This window comes from Leifsonia xyli subsp. cynodontis, assembly GCF_050632205.1.
Classification (GTDB): domain Bacteria; phylum Actinomycetota; class Actinomycetes; order Actinomycetales; family Microbacteriaceae; genus Leifsonia; species Leifsonia xyli_D.
On the sequence record NZ_CP192578.1, the window covers coordinates 146,229 to 164,896 of the forward strand.

Annotated in this window: 18 protein-coding genes; 11 read left to right on the top strand and 7 right to left on the bottom strand. The window is 72.4% G+C overall.

Annotation, left to right across the window (positions count from 1 at the left end; translation table 11 throughout):
* Nucleotides 1–63 precede the first annotated feature (63 nt).
* Nucleotides 64–738, bottom strand: coding sequence for a metal-dependent transcriptional regulator (locus tag ACQ86M_RS00760; RefSeq protein ID WP_431220243.1), 675 nt, complete (start codon nt 736–738; stop codon nt 64–66).
* A gap of 65 nt (nt 739–803) precedes the next feature.
* Here ACQ86M_RS00760 and ACQ86M_RS00765 point away from each other — a divergent pair, with 65 nt between their 5' ends.
* Entirely contained in the window at nt 804–2,168 is a 1,365-nt protein-coding gene (locus tag ACQ86M_RS00765; RefSeq protein WP_431246701.1) for a cystathionine beta-synthase, read from the top strand.
* A gap of 23 nt (nt 2,169–2,191) precedes the next feature.
* Nucleotides 2,192–3,337 carry a cystathionine gamma-synthase gene (locus tag ACQ86M_RS00770; protein WP_431246702.1) on the top strand — a complete coding sequence of 382 codons (1,146 nt, stop codon included), beginning with the start codon at nt 2,192–2,194 and terminating at the stop codon, nt 3,335–3,337.
* Nucleotides 3,338–3,350: 13 nt separating this feature from the next.
* Here the strand turns inward: ACQ86M_RS00770 and ACQ86M_RS00775 are convergent, their stop codons facing one another.
* The gene (locus ACQ86M_RS00775; RefSeq protein WP_431246703.1) at nt 3,351–3,605 is read right to left on the bottom strand and encodes a hypothetical protein; all 255 of its coding nucleotides are present in this window, start codon (nt 3,603–3,605) and stop codon (nt 3,351–3,353) included.
* Between the two features lie 222 nt (nt 3,606–3,827).
* On the opposite strand from ACQ86M_RS00775, the gene ACQ86M_RS00780 reads away from it, so the two are divergent.
* Both ACQ86M_RS00780 and ACQ86M_RS00785 read left to right on the top strand, forming a co-directional pair.
* Complete coding sequence (locus ACQ86M_RS00780) at nt 3,828–4,943, top strand: glutamate--cysteine ligase (RefSeq protein ID WP_431246704.1); 1,116 nt, start codon at nt 3,828–3,830, stop codon at nt 4,941–4,943.
* Nucleotides 4,944–5,018: 75 nt separating this feature from the next.
* Complete coding sequence (locus ACQ86M_RS00785; RefSeq protein ID WP_431220248.1) at nt 5,019–5,288, top strand: hypothetical protein; 270 nt, start codon at nt 5,019–5,021, stop codon at nt 5,286–5,288.
* A 19-nt stretch (nt 5,289–5,307) separates the two neighbouring features.
* Here ACQ86M_RS00785 and ACQ86M_RS00790 read toward each other — a convergent pair whose 3' ends face one another.
* The 4 genes from ACQ86M_RS00790 to ACQ86M_RS00805 form a co-directional block, all read right to left on the bottom strand.
* Nucleotides 5,308–6,261, bottom strand: a complete 954-nt coding sequence (locus ACQ86M_RS00790) for a helix-turn-helix transcriptional regulator (RefSeq protein WP_431246705.1) — start codon at nt 6,259–6,261, stop codon at nt 5,308–5,310.
* A gap of 74 nt (nt 6,262–6,335) precedes the next feature.
* A complete protein-coding gene (locus ACQ86M_RS00795; RefSeq protein WP_431220250.1) occupies nt 6,336–6,542 on the bottom strand; it encodes a hypothetical protein in 207 nt (68 codons plus the stop codon).
* An 81-nt stretch (nt 6,543–6,623) separates the two neighbouring features.
* Nucleotides 6,624–6,785 carry a hypothetical protein gene (locus ACQ86M_RS00800; RefSeq protein WP_431220251.1) on the bottom strand — a complete coding sequence of 54 codons (162 nt, stop codon included), beginning with the start codon at nt 6,783–6,785 and terminating at the stop codon, nt 6,624–6,626.
* Nucleotides 6,786–6,863: 78 nt separating this feature from the next.
* Nucleotides 6,864–8,450, bottom strand: a complete 1,587-nt coding sequence (locus ACQ86M_RS00805; RefSeq protein WP_431246706.1) for a Na+/H+ antiporter — start codon at nt 8,448–8,450, stop codon at nt 6,864–6,866.
* A gap of 155 nt (nt 8,451–8,605) precedes the next feature.
* Here ACQ86M_RS00805 and ACQ86M_RS00810 point away from each other — a divergent pair, with 155 nt between their 5' ends.
* From ACQ86M_RS00810 to ACQ86M_RS00830, 5 genes are read left to right on the top strand one after another with little or no spacing between them, the layout of a single operon-like run.
* Nucleotides 8,606–9,916 carry a glycosyltransferase gene (locus tag ACQ86M_RS00810; protein ID WP_431246707.1) on the top strand — a complete coding sequence of 437 codons (1,311 nt, stop codon included), beginning with the start codon at nt 8,606–8,608 and terminating at the stop codon, nt 9,914–9,916.
* A 5-nt stretch (nt 9,917–9,921) separates the two neighbouring features.
* Nucleotides 9,922–12,006 carry a glycosyltransferase family 39 protein gene (locus ACQ86M_RS00815; RefSeq protein ID WP_431246708.1) on the top strand — a complete coding sequence of 695 codons (2,085 nt, stop codon included), beginning with the start codon at nt 9,922–9,924 and terminating at the stop codon, nt 12,004–12,006.
* 60 nt (nt 12,007–12,066) lie between these two features.
* On the top strand, nt 12,067–13,389 hold the full coding sequence (locus ACQ86M_RS00820; protein ID WP_431246709.1) for an APC family permease: 1,323 nt from the start codon (nt 12,067–12,069) through the stop codon (nt 13,387–13,389).
* Nucleotides 13,386–14,393, top strand: a complete 1,008-nt coding sequence (locus ACQ86M_RS00825; protein ID WP_431246710.1) for a LacI family DNA-binding transcriptional regulator — start codon at nt 13,386–13,388, stop codon at nt 14,391–14,393. Before ACQ86M_RS00820 ends, ACQ86M_RS00825 begins: the two co-directional genes overlap by 4 nt.
* A gap of 42 nt (nt 14,394–14,435) precedes the next feature.
* Nucleotides 14,436–15,827, top strand: coding sequence for an MFS transporter (locus ACQ86M_RS00830; protein WP_431246711.1), 1,392 nt, complete (start codon nt 14,436–14,438; stop codon nt 15,825–15,827).
* Between the two features lie 43 nt (nt 15,828–15,870).
* Here the strand turns inward: ACQ86M_RS00830 and ACQ86M_RS00835 are convergent, their stop codons facing one another.
* A complete protein-coding gene (locus ACQ86M_RS00835) occupies nt 15,871–16,563 on the bottom strand; it encodes a FadR/GntR family transcriptional regulator (protein WP_431246712.1) in 693 nt (230 codons plus the stop codon).
* A gap of 144 nt (nt 16,564–16,707) precedes the next feature.
* Between ACQ86M_RS00835 and ACQ86M_RS00840 the strand changes: the two genes are divergently transcribed.
* Both ACQ86M_RS00840 and ACQ86M_RS00845 read left to right on the top strand, forming a co-directional pair.
* Nucleotides 16,708–18,129, top strand: a complete 1,422-nt coding sequence (locus ACQ86M_RS00840; protein WP_431246713.1) for a GntP family permease — start codon at nt 16,708–16,710, stop codon at nt 18,127–18,129.
* Nucleotides 18,126–18,638, top strand: a complete 513-nt coding sequence (locus ACQ86M_RS00845) for a gluconokinase (protein WP_431246714.1) — start codon at nt 18,126–18,128, stop codon at nt 18,636–18,638. The genes ACQ86M_RS00840 and ACQ86M_RS00845 overlap by 4 nt, the downstream gene beginning before the upstream one ends.
* Nucleotides 18,639–18,668 lie beyond the last annotated feature (30 nt).

Here is an 18,668-nt window from a genome sequence, read left to right on the forward strand (position 1 = left end):
GTCGTGCGTCACGTCTGCGGCGGTGCGCGCGTGCGCAGACGTGACGGACGCCCGCAGTCGCGGTCAGGGACGCGGCGCGACCCAGAGAGCGGCGGCGGCGGCCGGGGCGAGGACGAGGGCGGCGTCGCCGAGGCGGACGGTGACCTCGCCGGGCTGCGGGCGGTCGGACGCCACCGCGACGAGCGGGGTGTCGAGGCCGATGCCGAGGGCGGCGAGGGAGCGGAGGACGGCCGGGTCGGCGTCGGAGATGCGGACGACCGCGAGCGGCACGTCCGCCGGCGCGGTCAGCAGCGGCACCGCGTCCGGGCGGCGGGGCGTGCCGTCCGCGGTCGGGATCGGGTCGCCGTGCGGGTCGCGCGCCGGGAAGCCGAGGCGGCGGTCGATGCGCTCGATCAGTTCGTCCGAGACGGCGTGCTCGAGCACCTCGGCCTCGTCGTGCACCTCGTCCCAGCCGTAGCCGAGCTCCTCCACGAGGAACGTCTCGATGAGCCGGTGCCGACGGACCATCGCGACCGCGTGCCGCCGCCCCGCTTCCGTCAGCCCGACACCGCCGTACCGCTCGTGGGCGACGAGACCCTGCTCGCCGAGGCGCCGGATGCCGTCGGAGACGGTCGCCGCGCGCACGCCCATCCGCTCGGACAGCTGCTTGACCGTGACCGGCTCGTCGGACCATTCCGTCGCCGACCAGATGATCTTGAGGTAGTCCTGCGCCACGGGGGACAGGTCGGACACGGGCATGAGCCGATTCTAGGGCGGCCGTCACAGGCTCGTCCGGGCGCCCTCCCGCTGTTAAGGTGGGTCGGGTGAAGTACGCACAGACCATCACAGACTTGGTCGGCGACACCCCGCTCGTGAAGCTCAACAGGCTGACCGACGGGATCGCGGCGACGGTGCTCGTCAAACTCGAGTACCTGAACCCCGGAGGTTCGTCGAAGGACCGCATCGCCTCCCGCATCATCGACGCTGCGGAGAAGGACGGGCTCCTGAAGCCCGGCGGCACCATCGTGGAACCGACGAGCGGCAACACCGGCGTCGGACTCGCCCTGGTCGCGCAGCAGCGCGGCTACAAGTGCGTGTTCGTCTGCCCCGACAAGGTCGGCGAGGACAAGATCAACGTCCTCACCGCCTACGGAGCGGAGGTGGTGGTGACGCCGACGTCGGTGCCGCCCGACCATCCCGACTCCTATTACTCGGTGTCGGATCGCCTGGCCGCCGAGATCCCGGGCGCGTTCAAGCCCAACCAGTACTTCAACCCGAACGGGCCCCGCAGCCACTACGAGACCACCGGTCCCGAGATCTGGCGCGACACCGACGGTCGGATCACCCACCTCGTCGCCGGCGTCGGCACCGGCGGCACCATCTCGGGTACGGGGCGGTACCTCAAGGAGGTGTCCGAGGGACAGGTCCGCATCGTCGGCGCCGACCCCGAGGGTTCCGTGTACTCCGGCGGCACCGGCCGCCCGTACCTCGTCGAGGGTGTCGGCGAGGACTTCTGGCCGGGCGCCTACGACCCCTCCGTCGTCGACGAGGTGATCGCCGTGAGCGACGCCGAGGCGTTCCGGATGACCCGGCGCCTGGCGCGCGAGGAGGGCATCCTCGTCGGCGGCTCCAGCGGGATGGCCGTCGTCGCGGCACTCCGGACGGCGCAGGACCTCGGCCCGGACGACGTGGTCGTGGTGATCCTCCCCGACGGCGGCCGCGGCTACCTGGCGAAGATCTTCAACGACCGGTGGATGCAGTCCTACGGCTTCAGCGAGGTGCCGGACGAGTCCACGGTGCACGACATCATCAAGACGAAGCGCGGCGACCTGCCCGACCTGGTGCACACGCACCCGACCGAGACGGTGCGCGACGCCATCCAGACCATGAACACCTACGGCGTCTCGCAGCTCGTCGTGCTGACGGCCGAGCCTCCGGTGATGATGGGCGAGGTCGCCGGGGCGCTCGACGAGCGGTCGATGGTGGATGCGGTGTTCAGCGGCCACGCCGAGATGAGCGACTCGGTCGGCAAGCACCTGGGCGAGCCGCTTCCGCTCATCGGCGTGAACGAGCCGGTCTCCGCGGCCCGTGCGGCGCTCGCCGCCGCGAGCGCGCTGCTGGTGACGGACGGCGGCAAGCCCGTTGCCGTGCTCACACGCCAAGACCTCCTCAACTACTTCAGCGACTGACTCAACGAGAGAACGAACCAGACATGACCGACGGCTTCGCGACGCGCGCCATCCACGAGGGCCAGGACTTCGACCCGACGACCGGCGCCATCATCCCGCCCATCTACCAGACGTCGACGTTCGTGCAGGACGGCATCGGCGGCCTGCGCAACGGCTACGAGTACGGCCGGGCGGGCAACCCGACGCGCACCTCCCTCGAGACGCTGCTCGCGTCGCTCGAGGGCGGGGTCCGTGCCCTGTCCTTCGCCTCCGGCCTCGCCGCGGAGGACGCACTGCTGCGCGCGGCCCTCCGCCCCGGCGACCACATCGTGCTGGGCAACGACGCGTACGGCGGCACCCACCGGCTGATCGACCGCATCCACAGTGCGTGGGGTATCCGGAACACCACCGTCGACCTCGCCGACCTCGACGCGGTGCGCCAGGCTCTCGGCACCGACAGCACCCGGATGCTGTGGATCGAGACGCCGAGCAACCCGCTGATGAAGATCAGCGACATCGCGGCCCTGGTGCAGCTCGGCCACGCCGTCGGCGCCACCGTCGTCGTGGACAACACGTTCGCCTCCCCGGCTCTGCAGCAGCCGCTCTCGTTCGGCGCGGACGTCGTGGTGCACTCGACGACCAAGTACCTGGGCGGCCACTCCGACGTCATCGGCGGCGCGCTGGTCTTCGCCGAGGAGGAACTGGCCGAGAAGGCGCAGTTCATCCAGTTCGCGGCCGGCGCCGTCTCGTCCCCGATGGATGCGTGGCTCACCACGCGCGGGATCAAGACCCTGCAGGTGCGGGTGCGCCAGCACAGCGCCAACGCGCAGGCCATCGCCGAGGCGCTGGTCGGCCACGACGGCGTCGACACCGTGTACTACCCCGGGCTGCCGGATCACCCCGGCCACGAGCTGGCCGCGCGCCAGATGAGCGGGTTCGGCGGGATGCTGTCCGTCGCGCTGGCCGGCGGCGCTCCGGCCGCGCGGCGGTTCGCCGAGTCGACCCGCGTCTTCCAGCTGGCCGAGTCGCTGGGCGGCGTCGAGTCGCTGATCGGCTACCCGTCGGAGATGACCCACGCGTCGGTGCGCGGAACCGCCCTGGAGGTGCCGGACAACATCGTGCGCCTCTCCGTCGGCATCGAGGACGTCGAGGACCTGCTCGCTGACGTCGAGCAGGCGCTGGGCCGCTGAGCGGACCAGACGCTCAGTCGGCGAACGGGTAGACCCGCGTCGCGCGCTCGTAGAAGCGCGGCGCGGGGTCGTTCGCGTGGATGATGCCGGCGCGGTGGAAGGACCGGAGGTCGGCGAACAGGCCCGGCAGGTGCAGGGCGTGGAGCTCGTCAACGGTGATACCGGGCCGGCGGGCGATGGTCTGCAGCAGCCGGGTGCGTGTCGCGGGGCTGCTGCGCTCCGCGAGCAGGGAGGCGTCGAACGGGATCCGCCTAGCCGTGTCCCACATGGTCGCTCCTCGTGCCTCGCATCAGTGCGCGACAGCGAATCTTTGCGTCGCAGAGACAGTTATAGCGCTTTTGGGCTGCCGGGCGGGGTTCTCTGAGAGAATTCGAGCGTTCGGGCGGTGATTCGCGCAATGGGACGGCATGGGAACGTAGCCACACGCCCTAGCACGGCGTCTTCACAGGAGACAAGGTATTGTCCCCCGCGCCGGGCCCCCGATAGTGGAATGGTGAGGACTTTCGGGGTGGAGGAGGAACTCCTTCTGGTCGACGCGCGGGGGATGGCATCGCCCGTGGCGCCGCAGGTGCTGTCCGACGCCCCTCCCGTGATCGACGGGCCCTCGGTGAGCGCCGAGTTCCAGCAGGAGATGATCGAGACGCAGACGCGTCCGCAGCTCCTGACCAGCGAACTGCTCCTCGACATCGTCGCCGGTCGCGAACTCGCCGACGGACTCGCCCAGCGGCACGGTGCCCGGGCGATCGCCGTCGCCATGTCGCCGATGCGGCTGCGCCCCCACGTCACGGAGGACCCGCGCTACGCGAGGATGATCGAGCGCTACGGGCTCACCGCTCGCGGGACGCTGGTCTGCGGCTTCCACGTGCACGTCGGCATCGAGGGGCCGGAGGAGGGCGTCGCGGTGCTCGATCGCATCCGCACCTGGCTGCCGATCCTGCTGGCCCTGAGCGCCAACTCGCCGTACTTCGGCGGCGCCGACACCGGGCACGCGAGCTACCGGTTCGCGGCGTGGCACCAGTGGCAGAGCGCCGGCCCGACGGACGTGTTCGGTTCGGTGGAGGCGTACGACCGGTTCGAGCAGTTCCTGGTCGACACCGGCGTCATCCTCGACACGGGGATGCTGTACCTCGACGCGCGTGTGTCGCGGAAGCATCCGACGGTCGAGATCCGCGTCGCCGACGTGTGCCTCGACGCACGGGATGCCGCGGTGATCGCGGCGCTCGTGCGGGCCCTCGTCGATACGGCGGTCGCCGAGTGGCAGGCCGGGATGGCCCCGCCGGCGGTGCCGTCGGCCGCGCTCCGGCTGGCCGAGTGGCAGGCGGCTCTCACCGGGGTGACGGGCTCGCTGCCGCATCCGGTCACCTGGCGCGAGGCGACCGCGGCGGATGCGGTCGAGGCCCTCATCGACCACACGGCCGAGGCGCTGGCGGCCAACGGCGACCTCGAGTTCGTCCGCCGCGGCGTCGCGCGCATCCACGCGACCGGGGGAGGGGCGGGCCGGCAGCGGGCCGCGTTCGCCCGGCGCGGGCGCATGCGCGACGTGGTCGCGCTCGCCGTCGGAGCGACGCACGAGCAGTCGGAGGACGACGACCAGGTCGTCGCGTGACGGCCCGCGCGTGACGGCCGTCACGGGGCGTCGCGCGCCCTTCCGTGCGCGCGGGATCGCGCCTATCCTGCCGTCATGACGGAGAGGGAGCTCGCGCACCAGCACGCCGTCTACAGCTACGGGTCGCTGCCGTTGACCCTGATGTACAGCCCCACCGCGACCGCCGCCTGGGAGGTGTACTACGGCGGGGAGTACCTCGGGCTCATCGAGGAGGTGCACGGCACCGGCGAGCTCTGGCCGGCCTTCGTAGCGCGGCTCCCGGGCGAGGAGGAGGCGGGGGACGGCATGCCGGCGCGCGACTGGCGCGTCGCGGTCGAGATCCTCGCCGGTCAGGCCGGGCTCTGAGCGCCGGCGCGGCCCGGGGTCAGCCGGCGGTCCGGCCGAGCACGGCGTGCGGGGTGCGGCCGAAGCGCTGCTCGTAGAGCCGACTGAACGCCGTTTCGTCCGCGAAGCCCCAGCGCGCCGCGATCTGCGCGACCGTGAGCGGTGCGCCGTCGGCGGCGTCCGCCAGGTCGCGGTGGGCGGCGCTCAGGCGGACGCTCTCGAGGTACTGGGCCGCCGAGAACGGCAGGTGCATGTCGAAGGCGCGCGCCAGCTCCGGAACCGAGATCCCGGCGGCCAGCGCGATGTCGTCCGTCGAGATCGGCAGGGAGGCGTGCTCGTCGATGTACTCGACGGCCCGTTTGAAGGCGGCGGCGCGGAACGCGACGGTGGTGCGGCGCGCCTCGTGGTCGCCCGCCAGCGGGAAGGTCTCGAGTGTGGCGACGGCCAGCTGCCGGTAGAGGGAGGCGCGTTGCAGCGGGTTGTCGAAGGCGCCGTCGGCGACCTGCCGCCAGGCGATGTCGTGCACGGCACGCCAGTGCCGGGCGGCGCTCGCGGAGACGGGAGCGGCCGAGAGGAAGTCGAGGGTGAGCTCCTCCTCGCCGAAGAGCGTCCGGGCGGTGCGCGTGAGCGACCGGACGTCGAACGCGACGACGCTCACGGACGCGTGATCCATGACACCGTGCGCCCCGGCTTCCGGCTGGAACAGCGCGGGGGCCGACGTCAGGTCGCCCTCCTCGCCCCCGGAGCGCCAGCGGTACCGGCCGCGCGCCAGGCCCACCGCGAGGAACGGCAGGTCGAACGACAGCGAGACGTCGCCGCCGAACAGGTGGCGGCCCAGCAGCATCCGCTCGTCGCCGCGCAGCTCCTCGGCGTAGGTGAGACCGCTCAGGCGCGCGTCGGGGCCGAGCACCACGTCGCCGTAGCTGCGGCGCAGCAGCTCCTCCGCCGTCGACGGATCAGCCGCCTCTTCGCGGGCGTAGAACGTGCCGGCCATGCAACTCCCCTCGGAGCGCGTGGTCTTCCGGCCCGTACCGGACGCCCTCGCAGCGGAGTGTATGCCGGAGTCGGTCAGAACGCGAACTGCGACCACTCGTCGCGCGCGAGAGCGACCTGCTCGCCCCGCGAGTCGACGATCCACGCATCCGGAGTGCACGTCACGTAGGTGCACAGCAGGGTCTCGCTGGTCCAGCCGTCCGCCGAGCGGATCCACCGCACCAGGTGGACGTCCTGCCCCGGTTTCGGAACGTTCCCGATCGGTGTGTCGAATGTCGTCACGCTGCACCCCTCCCCTTGTGCCGCCTGTCTAGGACAGACCCTAGCGGGGTACATCACCGGGGGACAAGAGCGGGGTGGCGATCAGTCGCCGCTGTCGTCCTCCAGCGGGTCGTACTCGTCGTGCTCCGGCTCGAAGACGCCGTCGGCGTCGTACGGTCCCTCATCGCCGTGCTCGGCGATCGCGTCGGTGTCGATCGGCTCGCCGGACGGCGTCTCCGGCCAGTTCTCCTTCGCGTCGGACATGACCACCCCTCTCCCGCATCCGGGCTCCCGGATGCTCTGAGCGCGATGGTAGACGGCGACGCGCGCCGCGAGAAGGGCTCACTCGCCGGGCTCGCGCCCGGTGAGCCGCACCTCCTCCACATCCAGTCGCCGCTGCACGTCGCGCAGCACGATGTCGTCGATCTCGCCCTCGTCGCGCAGGCGGACGACCTCCTCGCGCTTGCAGGCGAGCAGCGCCAGCCGCAGCTCGGTGTCCTGACGGCTGCGCTCCACGGCCTCCTCGCCGCCCTCCGACTCGTCTTCGGCCTCCAGCAGCTCCAGGTGCTCCTCGAACTCGTTCTGGATGCGCTCGCCGATCTCGGGGTCGACGCGGAGGCGGCGGGCGAGTTGCGGCAGCTCGTCCAGCGCCGCGCGGGTGGCGTTGGTCTCGGCGAGCCGCAGCTCGTGACCGACCGCTTCGTCTTTCGGGAGCTTCGCCCAGCGCACCAGCACGGGGAGGAGGAGCCCCTGCACCACGAGCGTCACGATGATCACGCCGGTCGTGACGAAGACGATGAAGTCGCGGCCGGGGAACGGATGCCCGGAGCCGATCGTCGCCGGCACCGCGAGCGCCGCCGCGAGGGAGACCGCACCCCGGAACCCGGAGAGGCTGCTGACGATCCGCCAGCGGTTGCTCATGCGTCGCGCCTTCTGCTCGGGGCGGCGGTCCAGCAGCCGGATGAGGAACACGCTGCCGAACTGGAAGAGGAACCGCACCGCGACGATGACGACGGTCACCGCGACGATGGCGACCAGCCCCATCCCGAGGTCCCGGGTCGCCAGCTCGCCCACCGAGCGCGGCAGCTCGATGCCGACCAGGACGAACAGGCTCGCGTTGAGCAGGAACGTCGAGAACGACCAGAACGCGTCGGACTGCCGCCGGCCCTCCGCGACCCCGGTGCGCGGCCCCACCTGGCTGATGATGAGGCCGGCGACCACCACCGCGAGGACCCCGGAGGCGTGCACCAGCTCGGCGAGGAGGTAGGCGGTGAAGGGCGTCAGCAGCATCGCGATGTTCTGGGTGATCGCGTCCCGCAGGCGGCGGCGGGCGAGGATCGCCAGCCACGCCACGAGGGCGCCGATCGCGGCGGCCGCCAGGTAGGCGAAGAGGAAGGTGACCGTCACGGCGCCGAGGCTGACATCCGCATCCCCGACCGTGAAGCCGACGGCCAGCGACCAGAGCACGAGCGCGGTGCCGTCGTTCACCAGGCTCTCGGCGCGCAGGATGGTCACGTTGCGGCGGGGGAGCGCGTGCGTGAACGAGGTCATCGCGGTCGCGTCGGTCGGCGCGATGGCGGCGCCGAGCACCCAGGCCGGACCCCACGGCAGGCCGAGGGAGTGCGCGAGGACGGCCACGGCGGCGGCGGTCAGCACGACCAGTCCGGTGCTCATCAGGATGATGCTGCGCAGGTTCGACTTGATCTCCCGCAGCGAGGTGGTCAGGCTCTCCCAATACAGGATGGCCGGCAGGAAGAGGAACAGCACCACCTCGGGCGCGAGCTCGATGTCGCGGAACAGCGGCACGAGACCGATCAGCACGCCGAACGCGACGAGCAGCAGCGGCTGCGCGACGCCGATGCGGCGGGCGATCACCTTGGTCAGCAGGGTGGTGATCCCGATGACGACGAGCAGTTCCAGTGCGAGCACGCAGCCCTCCCTCGCCGAACATCCTCCCGCGGCAGCGGGCGCGGCGGAACCTTCGGGCGGCTGAGAGTGAGCCCATAGAAGACGCGCAGCAGACGCATCACGGCGGCACAACGGCCCGAAAGGTCACGGGAATGTCACGGCGTCAGTGTGTCCGCATGACGCACGAACCCCTCACCCCGGAAACGCCCGTCCTGGCGCTCGATGTCGTCGTGCCCGTCTTCAACGAGCAGGCGACTCTCGAGGCCTCCATCCACCGGCTCCACGACTACCTGACCCGTTCGGTCGGGTGGAGCTGGCGCATCACGATCGCCGACAACGCGAGCACCGACGCGACACCGGCCTTGGCGGACGCGCTCGCGGCCGCCTGTCCCGGCGTCGTGGCGGTGCACCTGCCTCTCAAGGGCCGCGGCCGCGCCCTCAAGCACGTCTGGCTCTCGTCCCCCGCGCAGGTGCTCGTCTACCTCGACGAGGACCTGTCGACCGACCTCGCGGCGCTGCCCCCACTCGTCGCACCGTTGCTCTCCGGCCACTCCGACCTGGCGATCGGCACGCGGCTCGGCCGCTCGTCGCGGGTGACCCGCGGCGGCAGGCGCGAGTTCATCTCGCGCAGCTACAACCTCCTGCTGCGGCGCACGATGGCCGTCGGGTTCAGCGACGCGCAGTGCGGGTTCAAGGCGATCCGGCGGGATGTCGCCCAGCGGCTGGTGCCGCTGGTGGAGGACGACGGCTGGTTCTTCGACACCGAGCTGCTGATCCTCGCCGAGCGGGCGGGACTGCGGATCCACGAGATCCCGGTGGACTGGGTCGACGACCCGGACAGCTCGGTCGACATCGTCCGCACCGCGCGCGACGACCTGAAGGGGATGCTGCGCGTGGGCGGCAACCTCGCCCGCGGCCGTATCCCGCTGGAGGCCGTCTACGCGGAGCTCGGGCGGCGCCCCTTCTCGCCTCCGTCGCCGCCGGGCTTCTTCGGCCAGGTTCTCCGGTTCGGCGTGGTCGGCGTGCTGTCGACCGCCGCCTACGCGGTGCTGTACCTGCTGCTGCAGGGCGTGCTCACCGCTCAGGCCGCCAACTTCGCCGCGCTGCTGCTCACCGCGATCGCCAACACGTGGGCCAACCGCCGGTTCACGTTCGGCGTCGAGGGGCCCGGGATGGTGAAGCACCAGTTCCAGGGCCTGCTCGTGTTCGGGATGGCGTGGGGGCTCACCAGCGGATCGCTCGCCGTGCTCCACGCGGCGGCGCCGAACGCGTCCGCGCAGCTGGAGCTGCTCGTGCTGACGGTCGCCAATCTCGTGGCCACGCTCCTGCGCTTCGTGCTGCTGCGGTTGTGGGTGTTCCGCTCCGGCTCCGGCTCCGGCGGGCGGCGGCCGGCGGACTCCCCGGCCGCTGCTCCACCGGCACCCGCCGCGCGTCCGGCCCTCACTCCCGCCTCCACGTCCACGTCCGTCCCCACCGAAAGCGAGTGATCACCATGACCAGCACCGCACCTCCCGTCACCTCGTCCGCTCCTGCCCGGGCGGCCGTTCCTCCGGCGCGGGCCTCCCGCATCCTGCGCCGGCTGCTACGCGGCCGGGCCGACGAGGCCGCGTGGGAGCGCCCGGCGCTGCTCGGCCTGCTCGCCGTCACCGCGCTCCTCTACCTGTGGGATCTGGCGGCGAGCGGCTACGCCAACTCGTTCTACTCGGCGGCCGTGCAGGCCGGGAGCGTGAACTGGGAGGCCTTCTTCTACGGCTCCAGCGACGCGGCGAACTCCATCACCGTCGACAAACCGCCCGCGAGCCTGTGGATCATGGCGCTCTCCGTCCGCCTGTTCGGGCTGAGCTCGTGGAGCATCCTCGTCCCCGAGGCGCTGATGGGCGTCGCCACGGTGGCGCTCGTGTACGCGATCGTCCGACGGCGCTTCTCGGCGCAGACGGCCCTGCTCGCCGGCGGGGTGCTGGCGATCACCCCGGTCGCCGCCCTGATGTTCCGGTTCGACAACCCGGATGCGCTGCTGGTGCTCCTGCTGACCCTTTCGGCGTACCTGACGCTGCGCGGCATCGAGAGCGGGCGGATGCGCTGGGTCGTCTGGGCGGGCGTCGCGGTCGGATTCGGCTTCCTGACCAAGCAGCTGCAGGCGTTCCTCATCCTGCCGGTGCTCGCCGGCGTGTACCTGGCCGCGGCCCCGGTCACGGTGCGCAAGCGGTTCGGGCACCTGTTCGCCGCGCTCGGCGCGGTGATCGTGTCGGCCGGGTGGTGGGTCGCGATCGTCGAACTGGTGCCGGCGTCGCTGCGGCCGTACATCGGCGGATCGCAGACGAACAGCTTCCTCGAGCTCACCTTCGGCTACAACGGGCTCGGGCGCCTGACCGGCGCCGAGACCGGGTCGGTGACCGGCGGCGGAGCCGGTGGCGCCGCGGGCGGCGGGATGTGGGGGCAGACCGGCATCCTCCGCCTGTTCGAGAACGAGATCGGCGGGCAGATCGCGTGGCTGCTGCCCGCGGCCCTGGTGCTGTTCGCGCTTGCCCTCGTGCTCGGACGCCGCCAGGCCCGGACGGACGCTCGGCGCGCGACGCTCCTCGTCTTCGGCGGCTGGCTGGTGGTGACCGCCCTCGCGTTCAGCTTCATGGCCGGCATCTTCCACGCCTACTACACCGTCGCGCTGGCGCCCGCGCTGGCCGGGACGGTCGCGATCGGGGCGTCCGCCGCCTGGCAGGCGCGCGAGCGGGTGTGGGTGCGCATCCTGTCGGCGGTCACCGTGCTCGGCACGGGCGCCTGGGCCTGGGTGCTGCTCGACCGGGCGGCCGACTGGCTGCCGTGGCTGAAGGTGGTGGTGCTCGTCGCATCCATTGCAGCGGCGGTGCTGCTGCTCCTGCCGCCCCGGCGGGCGCTGGCCGCGGCGACCATCGGTGTCACCCTGGTCGCCGGGCTGCTCGCGCCGCTGGCGTACACCGTGCAGACCGTGACCGCCGCGCACACCGGGTCGATCGTGACGGCCGGGCCGACGGTCGCCGGCGGGATGGGCGGCCCGGGCGGCGGACGCGCGTTCGGCGGCGCGGCGAACGGTCAGCGCGGCGGGGCGCCTGCCGGCCTCGGCGGGCAGGGCGCGCCGCCGGCCGCGGGAGCCGCCCCGGGTGCCGGCACCGCCCCGGGTGCCGGCACGAACGCCGCGACCGGTGCCCCCGGCGCCGGGACGGCCGCCGGCGCGGGAGGCATGGGCTCGCTGCTCGGCTCCGGCACGGTCGGCTCCCGGCTCGCTGCGCTCCTGAAGGCGGACGCCTCCCGCTACACCTGGGTCGCCGCGGCCGTCGGATCGAACTCCGCCGCCGGGTACCAGCTGGCGACGCAGCAGGCGGTCATGCCCATCGGAGGCTTCAACGGCTCCGACCCGTCGCCCACCCTCGCGCAGTTCAAGGCCTACGTGGCGGCGGGACGCATCCACTACTTCATCGCGGGAGGCGTCGGCGGCCAGTCGAACGGCGGGAGCAGCGCCTCGAGCGCCATCGCCGCCTGGGTCGCCGACACGTTCACGAAAACGACGGTGGACGGGGTGACGGTCTACGACCTGACGCAGTGAACGACCCGCTCGCCGGATGACGGCTCGCCGGCTGTCGGGGGTCCACGCCATCATGGGTACATGACGGAACGTGGGCCCTCGACCATGCGCGCGCGCGAAGGCGGGCCCGAGCTCCCCGATCCGCGTGTGCCGGCCGCTCCGCATGGCCGGCTCGGGGTGGCCGGCGGCACGGCGCTGTACATCGCAGCAGTGCTCGGAACGGGCATCCTGGTGCTGCCCGCGCTCGCCGCGGCGGCCGCCGGGCCGGGCGCGATCATCGCGGTCGCGGCTCTCGCGCTGATCTCCGTCCCGCTCGCGGCGACCTTCGCCGCCCTGGCCCGCCGCTATCCCGACGCGGGCGGTGTGGCGACGTTCGCCCGTCGGGCGTTCGGTCCGGACGCCGCCCGGATCATCGGCTACTGGTTCTTCTTCGTCACACCGATCGGGGCGCCGATCGCGGCGCTCATGACCGCGCGCTACGTCGTCGCCGTGATCGGCGGAGACGCGGCGAGCACCACGCTCATCGCGATCGCGCTCATGGTCGTCCCCGTCATAGTGACGGCGTTCGGAGTGCGGTTCGCCGCCTCGGTGCAGCTGGTGCTGTCGGGCGCGCTGATCGCGGTGCTGATCTTCGTGCTCGCGGCCGCCGCCCCGCACGGGCAGCCGGCGCACCTCCAGCCGCTGCTGCCGCACGGCTGGGCGGGGGTGGGGCTGGCGATGAGCCTGTACATCTGGGGGTTCGCCGGGTGGGAGGCGGTGGCCGGGATCGGCGGCGAGTTCCGCAATCCGCATCGCGACATCCCCCGTGCCACGGCGCTCGCGCTCATCATCGTGTCGGTCGCCTACCTCGCGATCCAGACGGTGACCGTGACGGTGCTCGGCTCGGACGCCGCCTCGAGCGAGGTGCCGCTGCTCGACCTGGTGCGCGTCGCGACCGGCGCCGGCGGAGGCGTCGTGGTCGCGGTCATCGCGGCGATCGTCGTGACGGGCGTGTTCAACGCGTATCTCGCGGCGTTCAGCAAGCTGGGCGCCGCCATGGGCCGTGACGGCGACCTTCCCGCCTGGTTCGGCCGCGGCGTCGAGAACGGCGCGGTCGCCCGTCGCGGGCTGCTCCTCTCGGCGGTCGTGATGGCGCTGTACTCGGTGGTCGTCTTGACGAGCGGCGACCTGCAGCCGTTCATCCTCGTGCACACCAGCATCGCGGCGGCCGTCTACGGGCTGGGGGTCGCCTCCGCTCTGCGCCTGCTGCCGTCGCGTTCCCTCGGCTGGTGGATGGCGCTGCTCTCGTGCGTGCTCGCCGCGGGCCTCCTCGTGCTCGCCGGGTGGCACCTGGTCTTCCCGGCGGGCGTCGCCGTCGTGGCGCTCATCGTCGGAGCCATCGGCCGGAGGAAGGCGGCCGGGTGACCGAGCACCAGCGTGCGAGCATGCGAGACGTGGCGGCCCTGGCCGGCGTCTCGCACCAGACGGTCTCGCGCGTGATCAACGGCCACCCGAGCATCCGCGAGTCGACGCGGCAGCGGGTGCGCGAGGCGATGGTGCAGCTGCACTACCGCCCCAACCGCGCGGCGCGGGCGCTGGTCACCGCCCGGTCGCGGACGATCGGCGTGCTCTCGACCTCCGCTGCGGCGCTGTACGGTCCGGTGTCGAGCATCAACGCCATTCAGGATGCGGCGCGTGCGGCCGGCTACACCGTGGCGGTCGCGCAGTTGCCCGATCTCACCGCCGAGTCGATCGCCGAGGGGCTGGAGCACCTGCTGGCGCAGTCCGTCGAGGGCATCGTCGTGATCGCGCCGCAGGAGGTCGTCATGGAGCAACTCCAGACGTCCGGGCTCGATGTGCCGTACGTGACCCTGCTCGGCGGCCCGGCGTCGGTGCAGCGCGAGCTGACCGTCGATCAGGTGGCGGGTGCGCGCGCGGCCACCCGGCACCTCATCGAGCTGGGGCACGAGCGCATCGTCCACCTCTCCGGTCCGCTGACCTGGTTCGAGGCGCAGGCGCGGGTCGACGGCTACCGCGAGGAGCTGGCGCAGGCGGGACTCGACGCCGAGCCGGTGCCGGAGGGGGACTGGACCGCCGAGTCCGGCTACCGGCTCGGGCTGGCGGTGCTCGACGACCCCGGCATCACAGCGGTGTTCGCCTCCAACGACCAGATGGCCCTCGGGCTGTACCACGCGGCCCACGAGCGCGGCCGGCGCATCCCGGACGACCTCAGCGTTGTCGGTTTCGACGACATCCCCGAGGCCGCCCACTTCTGGCCGCCGCTGACCACGGTCCTGCAGGATTTCACCCAGCTCGGCCGCCGCAGCGTCGAGAGCCTGGTGGCCGAGATCGAGGGAGGCGCGGAGCCCAGCGCCGTGCGCCTCCTGCCCGACCTCGTGGCGCGCCGGTCCACGGCACCTCGTGGCTGACGCCCGGTCCGTCTGTCGCGGGGTCGGCCTAGGCTGGTCGGCATGAGTTCGCGCGACCTGGAATCGGTGTCGGCGGGGTCCGCATCCACCGAGCGTCCGGCGACCGGGGGCGTCCTCAGCCCGCAGTTCCGCTGGACGAGCATCGGGATGTGCCTGCTGATCATGCTGGCCGCGTTCGAGGAGCTCGCGGTGACGACGGTCATGCCGGCCGTCAGCCGGGAGCTCGACGGCGCGGCCCTGTACGCCTTCGCGTTCGCCGGTCCGCTCGCGGTGAGCGTGGTCGGGATGGTGGCCGCCGGCGCCTGGGCGGACCGCGGCAACCCGAGAAACGTCCTGCTCGCCTCCGTCGTGCTGTTCGCCGCCGGTCTGCTGCTCGCCGGGACGGCTCCCACCATGGTCGTGTTCGTCGCCGGGCGGCTGGTGCACGGTCTGGGCGGAGGGGCGTTGACGGTCGCGCTCTACGTGATCGTGGCGCGCGTCTATCCGCCGAGGCTGCATGCGCGCATCTTTGCCGGCTTCGCCGCCGCCTGGGTGATCCCGTCGCTCATCGGTCCGTTCATCGCCGGTGTACTGACCGAGACGGTCGGCTGGCGCTGGGTCTTCCTCGGGGTGCTCGTGCTGACCGGGCTGGCGATGCTGATGGTGGTGCCGGTCATGCGGCGGGTGCACACTGCGCCCGGCGATCCGGGACCCTTCCGCGCGTCGCGGCTGCTCTGGGCGTTGCTGCTGGCCGCCGCCGTGCTGGCGCTCACGCTCGCGGCCGAGGCGACCGGACCGGTGCAGTGGATCGTTCCCGTGCTGGCCGCCGCGCTCGCCGCGATCGCCATCCGGCCGCTGGTTCCCCGCGGGACCCTGCTGGCGCGGCGCGGGCTGCCGAGCGTCATCCTGACGCGCGCGCTGATCGCCGGGACGTTCTTCGCCTCCGAAGTGTACGTCCCCCTCCTCCTGGTGGCCGGCTACGGGCTCTCGGCCGCGATCGCCGGACTGGCACTGACGGCGGCGGGGCTGACCTGGTCGGGCGCGTCGTGGGTGCAGGGGCACTTCCCGCGGATCTCCCACCGCGCGGCCGCGCGGCTCGGCGCCGCCGGGCTGACGATCGCGCTCGCCGCCCTCACCGCGACGGCGATCTGGCACCTGAGCCCGGCGGTCGCCGTGTTCGCCTGGGCGTTCGCGGGCGGCGGCATGGGCATCCTGTACCCGCGGCTCGGCGTGCTGACGCTCGAGTACTCGACCGACGACGACCAGGGCTTCAACAGTTCGGCGCTGTCCATCGCGGATGCGACCGGTTCTGCCGTGGCACTCGCCGCGACCGCGATCGTCTTCGTCGCCCTCCGCGAGATCGGCGGACCCTGGCCGTTCGTCGGCGCTTTCGCCGTGTCCGCGGTCCTCTGCGCGCTCGCCTGGGTGGTCGGTCCGCGCATCCTGCGCCGCTGACCGGTCCCCCTGACGGAGTTCGACGATGCCCGCGCCGGTGCCGTCAGCGCGCGACGCGCTGTACCGCCGCGTCCGCCTCCTCGACGATGGCGCGCATCGCCTGCTCGGCGGCTGCCGCATCCCCGCGCCGCACGGCCGCCGCGACCTCCTCGTGCAGGCGGATCGCCTCCGGGTTCGCGGTGTGGGGCATGAGCGAGTGCGCCGTCCGGCCGATCAGGGCCTCCGCCACGGCGTCGCTCAGCGCCGAGAACACGGGGTTGCCGGATGCCTCGAGCAGCACCCGATGGAAGTCGCGGTCGTGCGCCAGGTACTCGTCGTGGTCGGCCGACCGCTGCGTCGCGGACATCCCGACGATCGCCGCCGTCAGCTGGCCGCACTGGGCGGGTGTCGCCCGCGCGCTCGCCAGCCGGGCGGCGATCGGTTCGACGGCTAGGCGCAGCTCGCTGAGGTCGCCGAGGGCGGTGAGGCGGTCCGGCCCGGCGAGCCGCCAGCTCAGGATGCGCGGATCGAGCGCCTGCCACGCCGTCTCCGGCATGACCACCGTCCCGCGTCGCCGGCGGGCCTGCACCAGGCCCAGCGACTCGAGCACGCGGATGCATTCGCGCAGGACCGTCCGCGAGATGCCCAGGCCCTCGGGCGTGAGCACGGTGCCGACCGGGATGTCGCCGGAGACGATCCGCGCGCCCACGGACGACAGGGCCTGCTCGTGCAGGGAACCGGGCGTCGGCTGGGTCACGCCTTCATTATCGGGGGCCGGGTGTCGTCGGGTCAAAGCGTGTCTTCTCGTCGGTATGTCTGAAATTACGTTCATTGATTAGACACAAATCGGATTTATTCCTAGAGTGTTCCTGCCCCATCGGTATCACGACCAAGGACGTTCATGACCACAGCACTGCTCACGCGCCTCGCCGCAGCCGCGGCCCCCGCGCCCGCGCCCCATCCCACCGCCCCCGAGGGCCAGCTCATCGTCGCCGCGCTCGCCGGCATCGCGGTGATCGTCATCCTCATCACCTGGCTCAAGCTCCATCCGTTCCTCTCCCTGCTCCTCGGCTCGCTCGTCGCGGGACTCGTCGGCGGCCTGGCGGCGGACGGCGCCATCGCGAGCTTCATCACCGGCTTCGGCAACACGATGGGCAGCGTCGGCGTGCTCATCGGACTCGGTGCCATGTACGGCAAGCTGCTCGCCGACTCCGGCGGCGCCGACCGCATCGTCGACACGCTCGTCTCACGCACCAGTGCCCGCCTGCTGCCCTGGACCATGGGCGGGGTCGGCGCGATCATCGGCCTACCGATGTTCTTCGAGGTCGGCCTCGTGCTGCTGATGCCGGTCATCATCCTGGTGACCCGCCGCTCCGGTCTGCCGCTGATGCGGATCGCCCTGCCGACGATCGCGGGTCTGTCCGCGATGCACGGTCTGGTGCCGCCGCACCCGGGTCCGCTGGTCGCCATCGGCGCCCTCGGCGCGAACCTCGGGCTGACCCTCGCCTTCGGCGTGCTCGTCGCCATCCCGACGATCGCGATCGCGGGTCCGCTGTTCAGCAAGCTGGCCGCCCGCTGGGTGCCGGTCGGCGTCCCCGCGCTGTTCGTCCCCGACGAGGAGGAGATCGAGACCCGTCGCCGTCCGTCGTTCGCCGCGGCGCTCGTCAGCATCCTGCTGCCGGTCGTGCTCATGCTGGCCAAGGCGGTCGCCGACATCGCGTCGCCGAGCGCTGCGCCGGTGTGGAAGGTCGCGCTCGACTTCCTGGGCACTCCGGTCATCGCGCTGACGATCGCGGTCCTGGCCGGGCTGTTCCTGCTCGGCGTCGGCGGCGGGATGGACCGCAAGGCCATCCAGACCAGCCTCGCCTCGTCGCTCCCGCCCATCGCGGGCATCATCTTCATCGTCGGCGCCGGCGGCGGCTTCAAGCAGGTGCTCGTCGACACGGGCATCGGCCAGGTCATCGCGGGCTGGGCGACCGGCGCCAGCGGCATCGTCGTGCTGCTGCTCGCCTGGACGGTCGCCGCGCTCATCCGCGTCGCCACGGGATCGGCGACGGTCGCGACCGTGACGGCCGCGGGCATCCTGCTGCCGCTCACCGCGCACCTGTCGACGCCGATGGTGTCGCTCATGGTGCTGGCGATCGGAGCCGGCTCGGTCTTCCTGTCGCACGTCAACGATGCCGGGTTCTGGCTGGTCAAGGAGTACCTCGGCCTCAGCATCCCGCAGACGCTGAAGAGCTGGACGGTGCTCGAGTGCCTGATCTCGCTCGTCGGCCTCGCGGGCGTCCTGATCCTGAGCATCTTCGTCGGCGGCCTCGGGTGACCCCGGTGCGCGCGGTCGTCGTGATGGGCGTCGCGGGGTGCGGCAAGTCGACCGTCGCTGCGCTCCTCGCCGAGCGTCTCGGGTGGGAGCTGCTCGAGGGCGACGCCCTGCACCCGGCGGCGAACGTCGAGCGGATGGGGCGGGGCATCCCGCTCACCGACGAGGACCGCGCGCCCTGGCTGGCCGCCATCGCCGAGTGGATGGACGGGCGGCTGACGGCCGGACGCCCCGTCGTCATCGCGTGCTCGGCGCTGACGCGGCGCTATCGCGACGTGCTCCGTCGCGACGACGTGCTCTTCCTGCACCTGGCCGGAACGCCCGCCCTTCTGGGGGAGCGCCTCGCGGCCCGCGAGCACCACTTCATGAAGGCGGGGATGCTGCAGAGCCAGCTCGACCTCCTCGAGCCGCCCGCGGACGACGAGCGCCACCTCACGCTGACCGTCGACGCGCCGCCGGCCACCCTCGCAGCGTCGGCGCTCTCCGCCCTCGCCGAGTCCGCCGCCGCCTGACCCCGCGCCCGCGCAGCTTCGGCCCCCGCG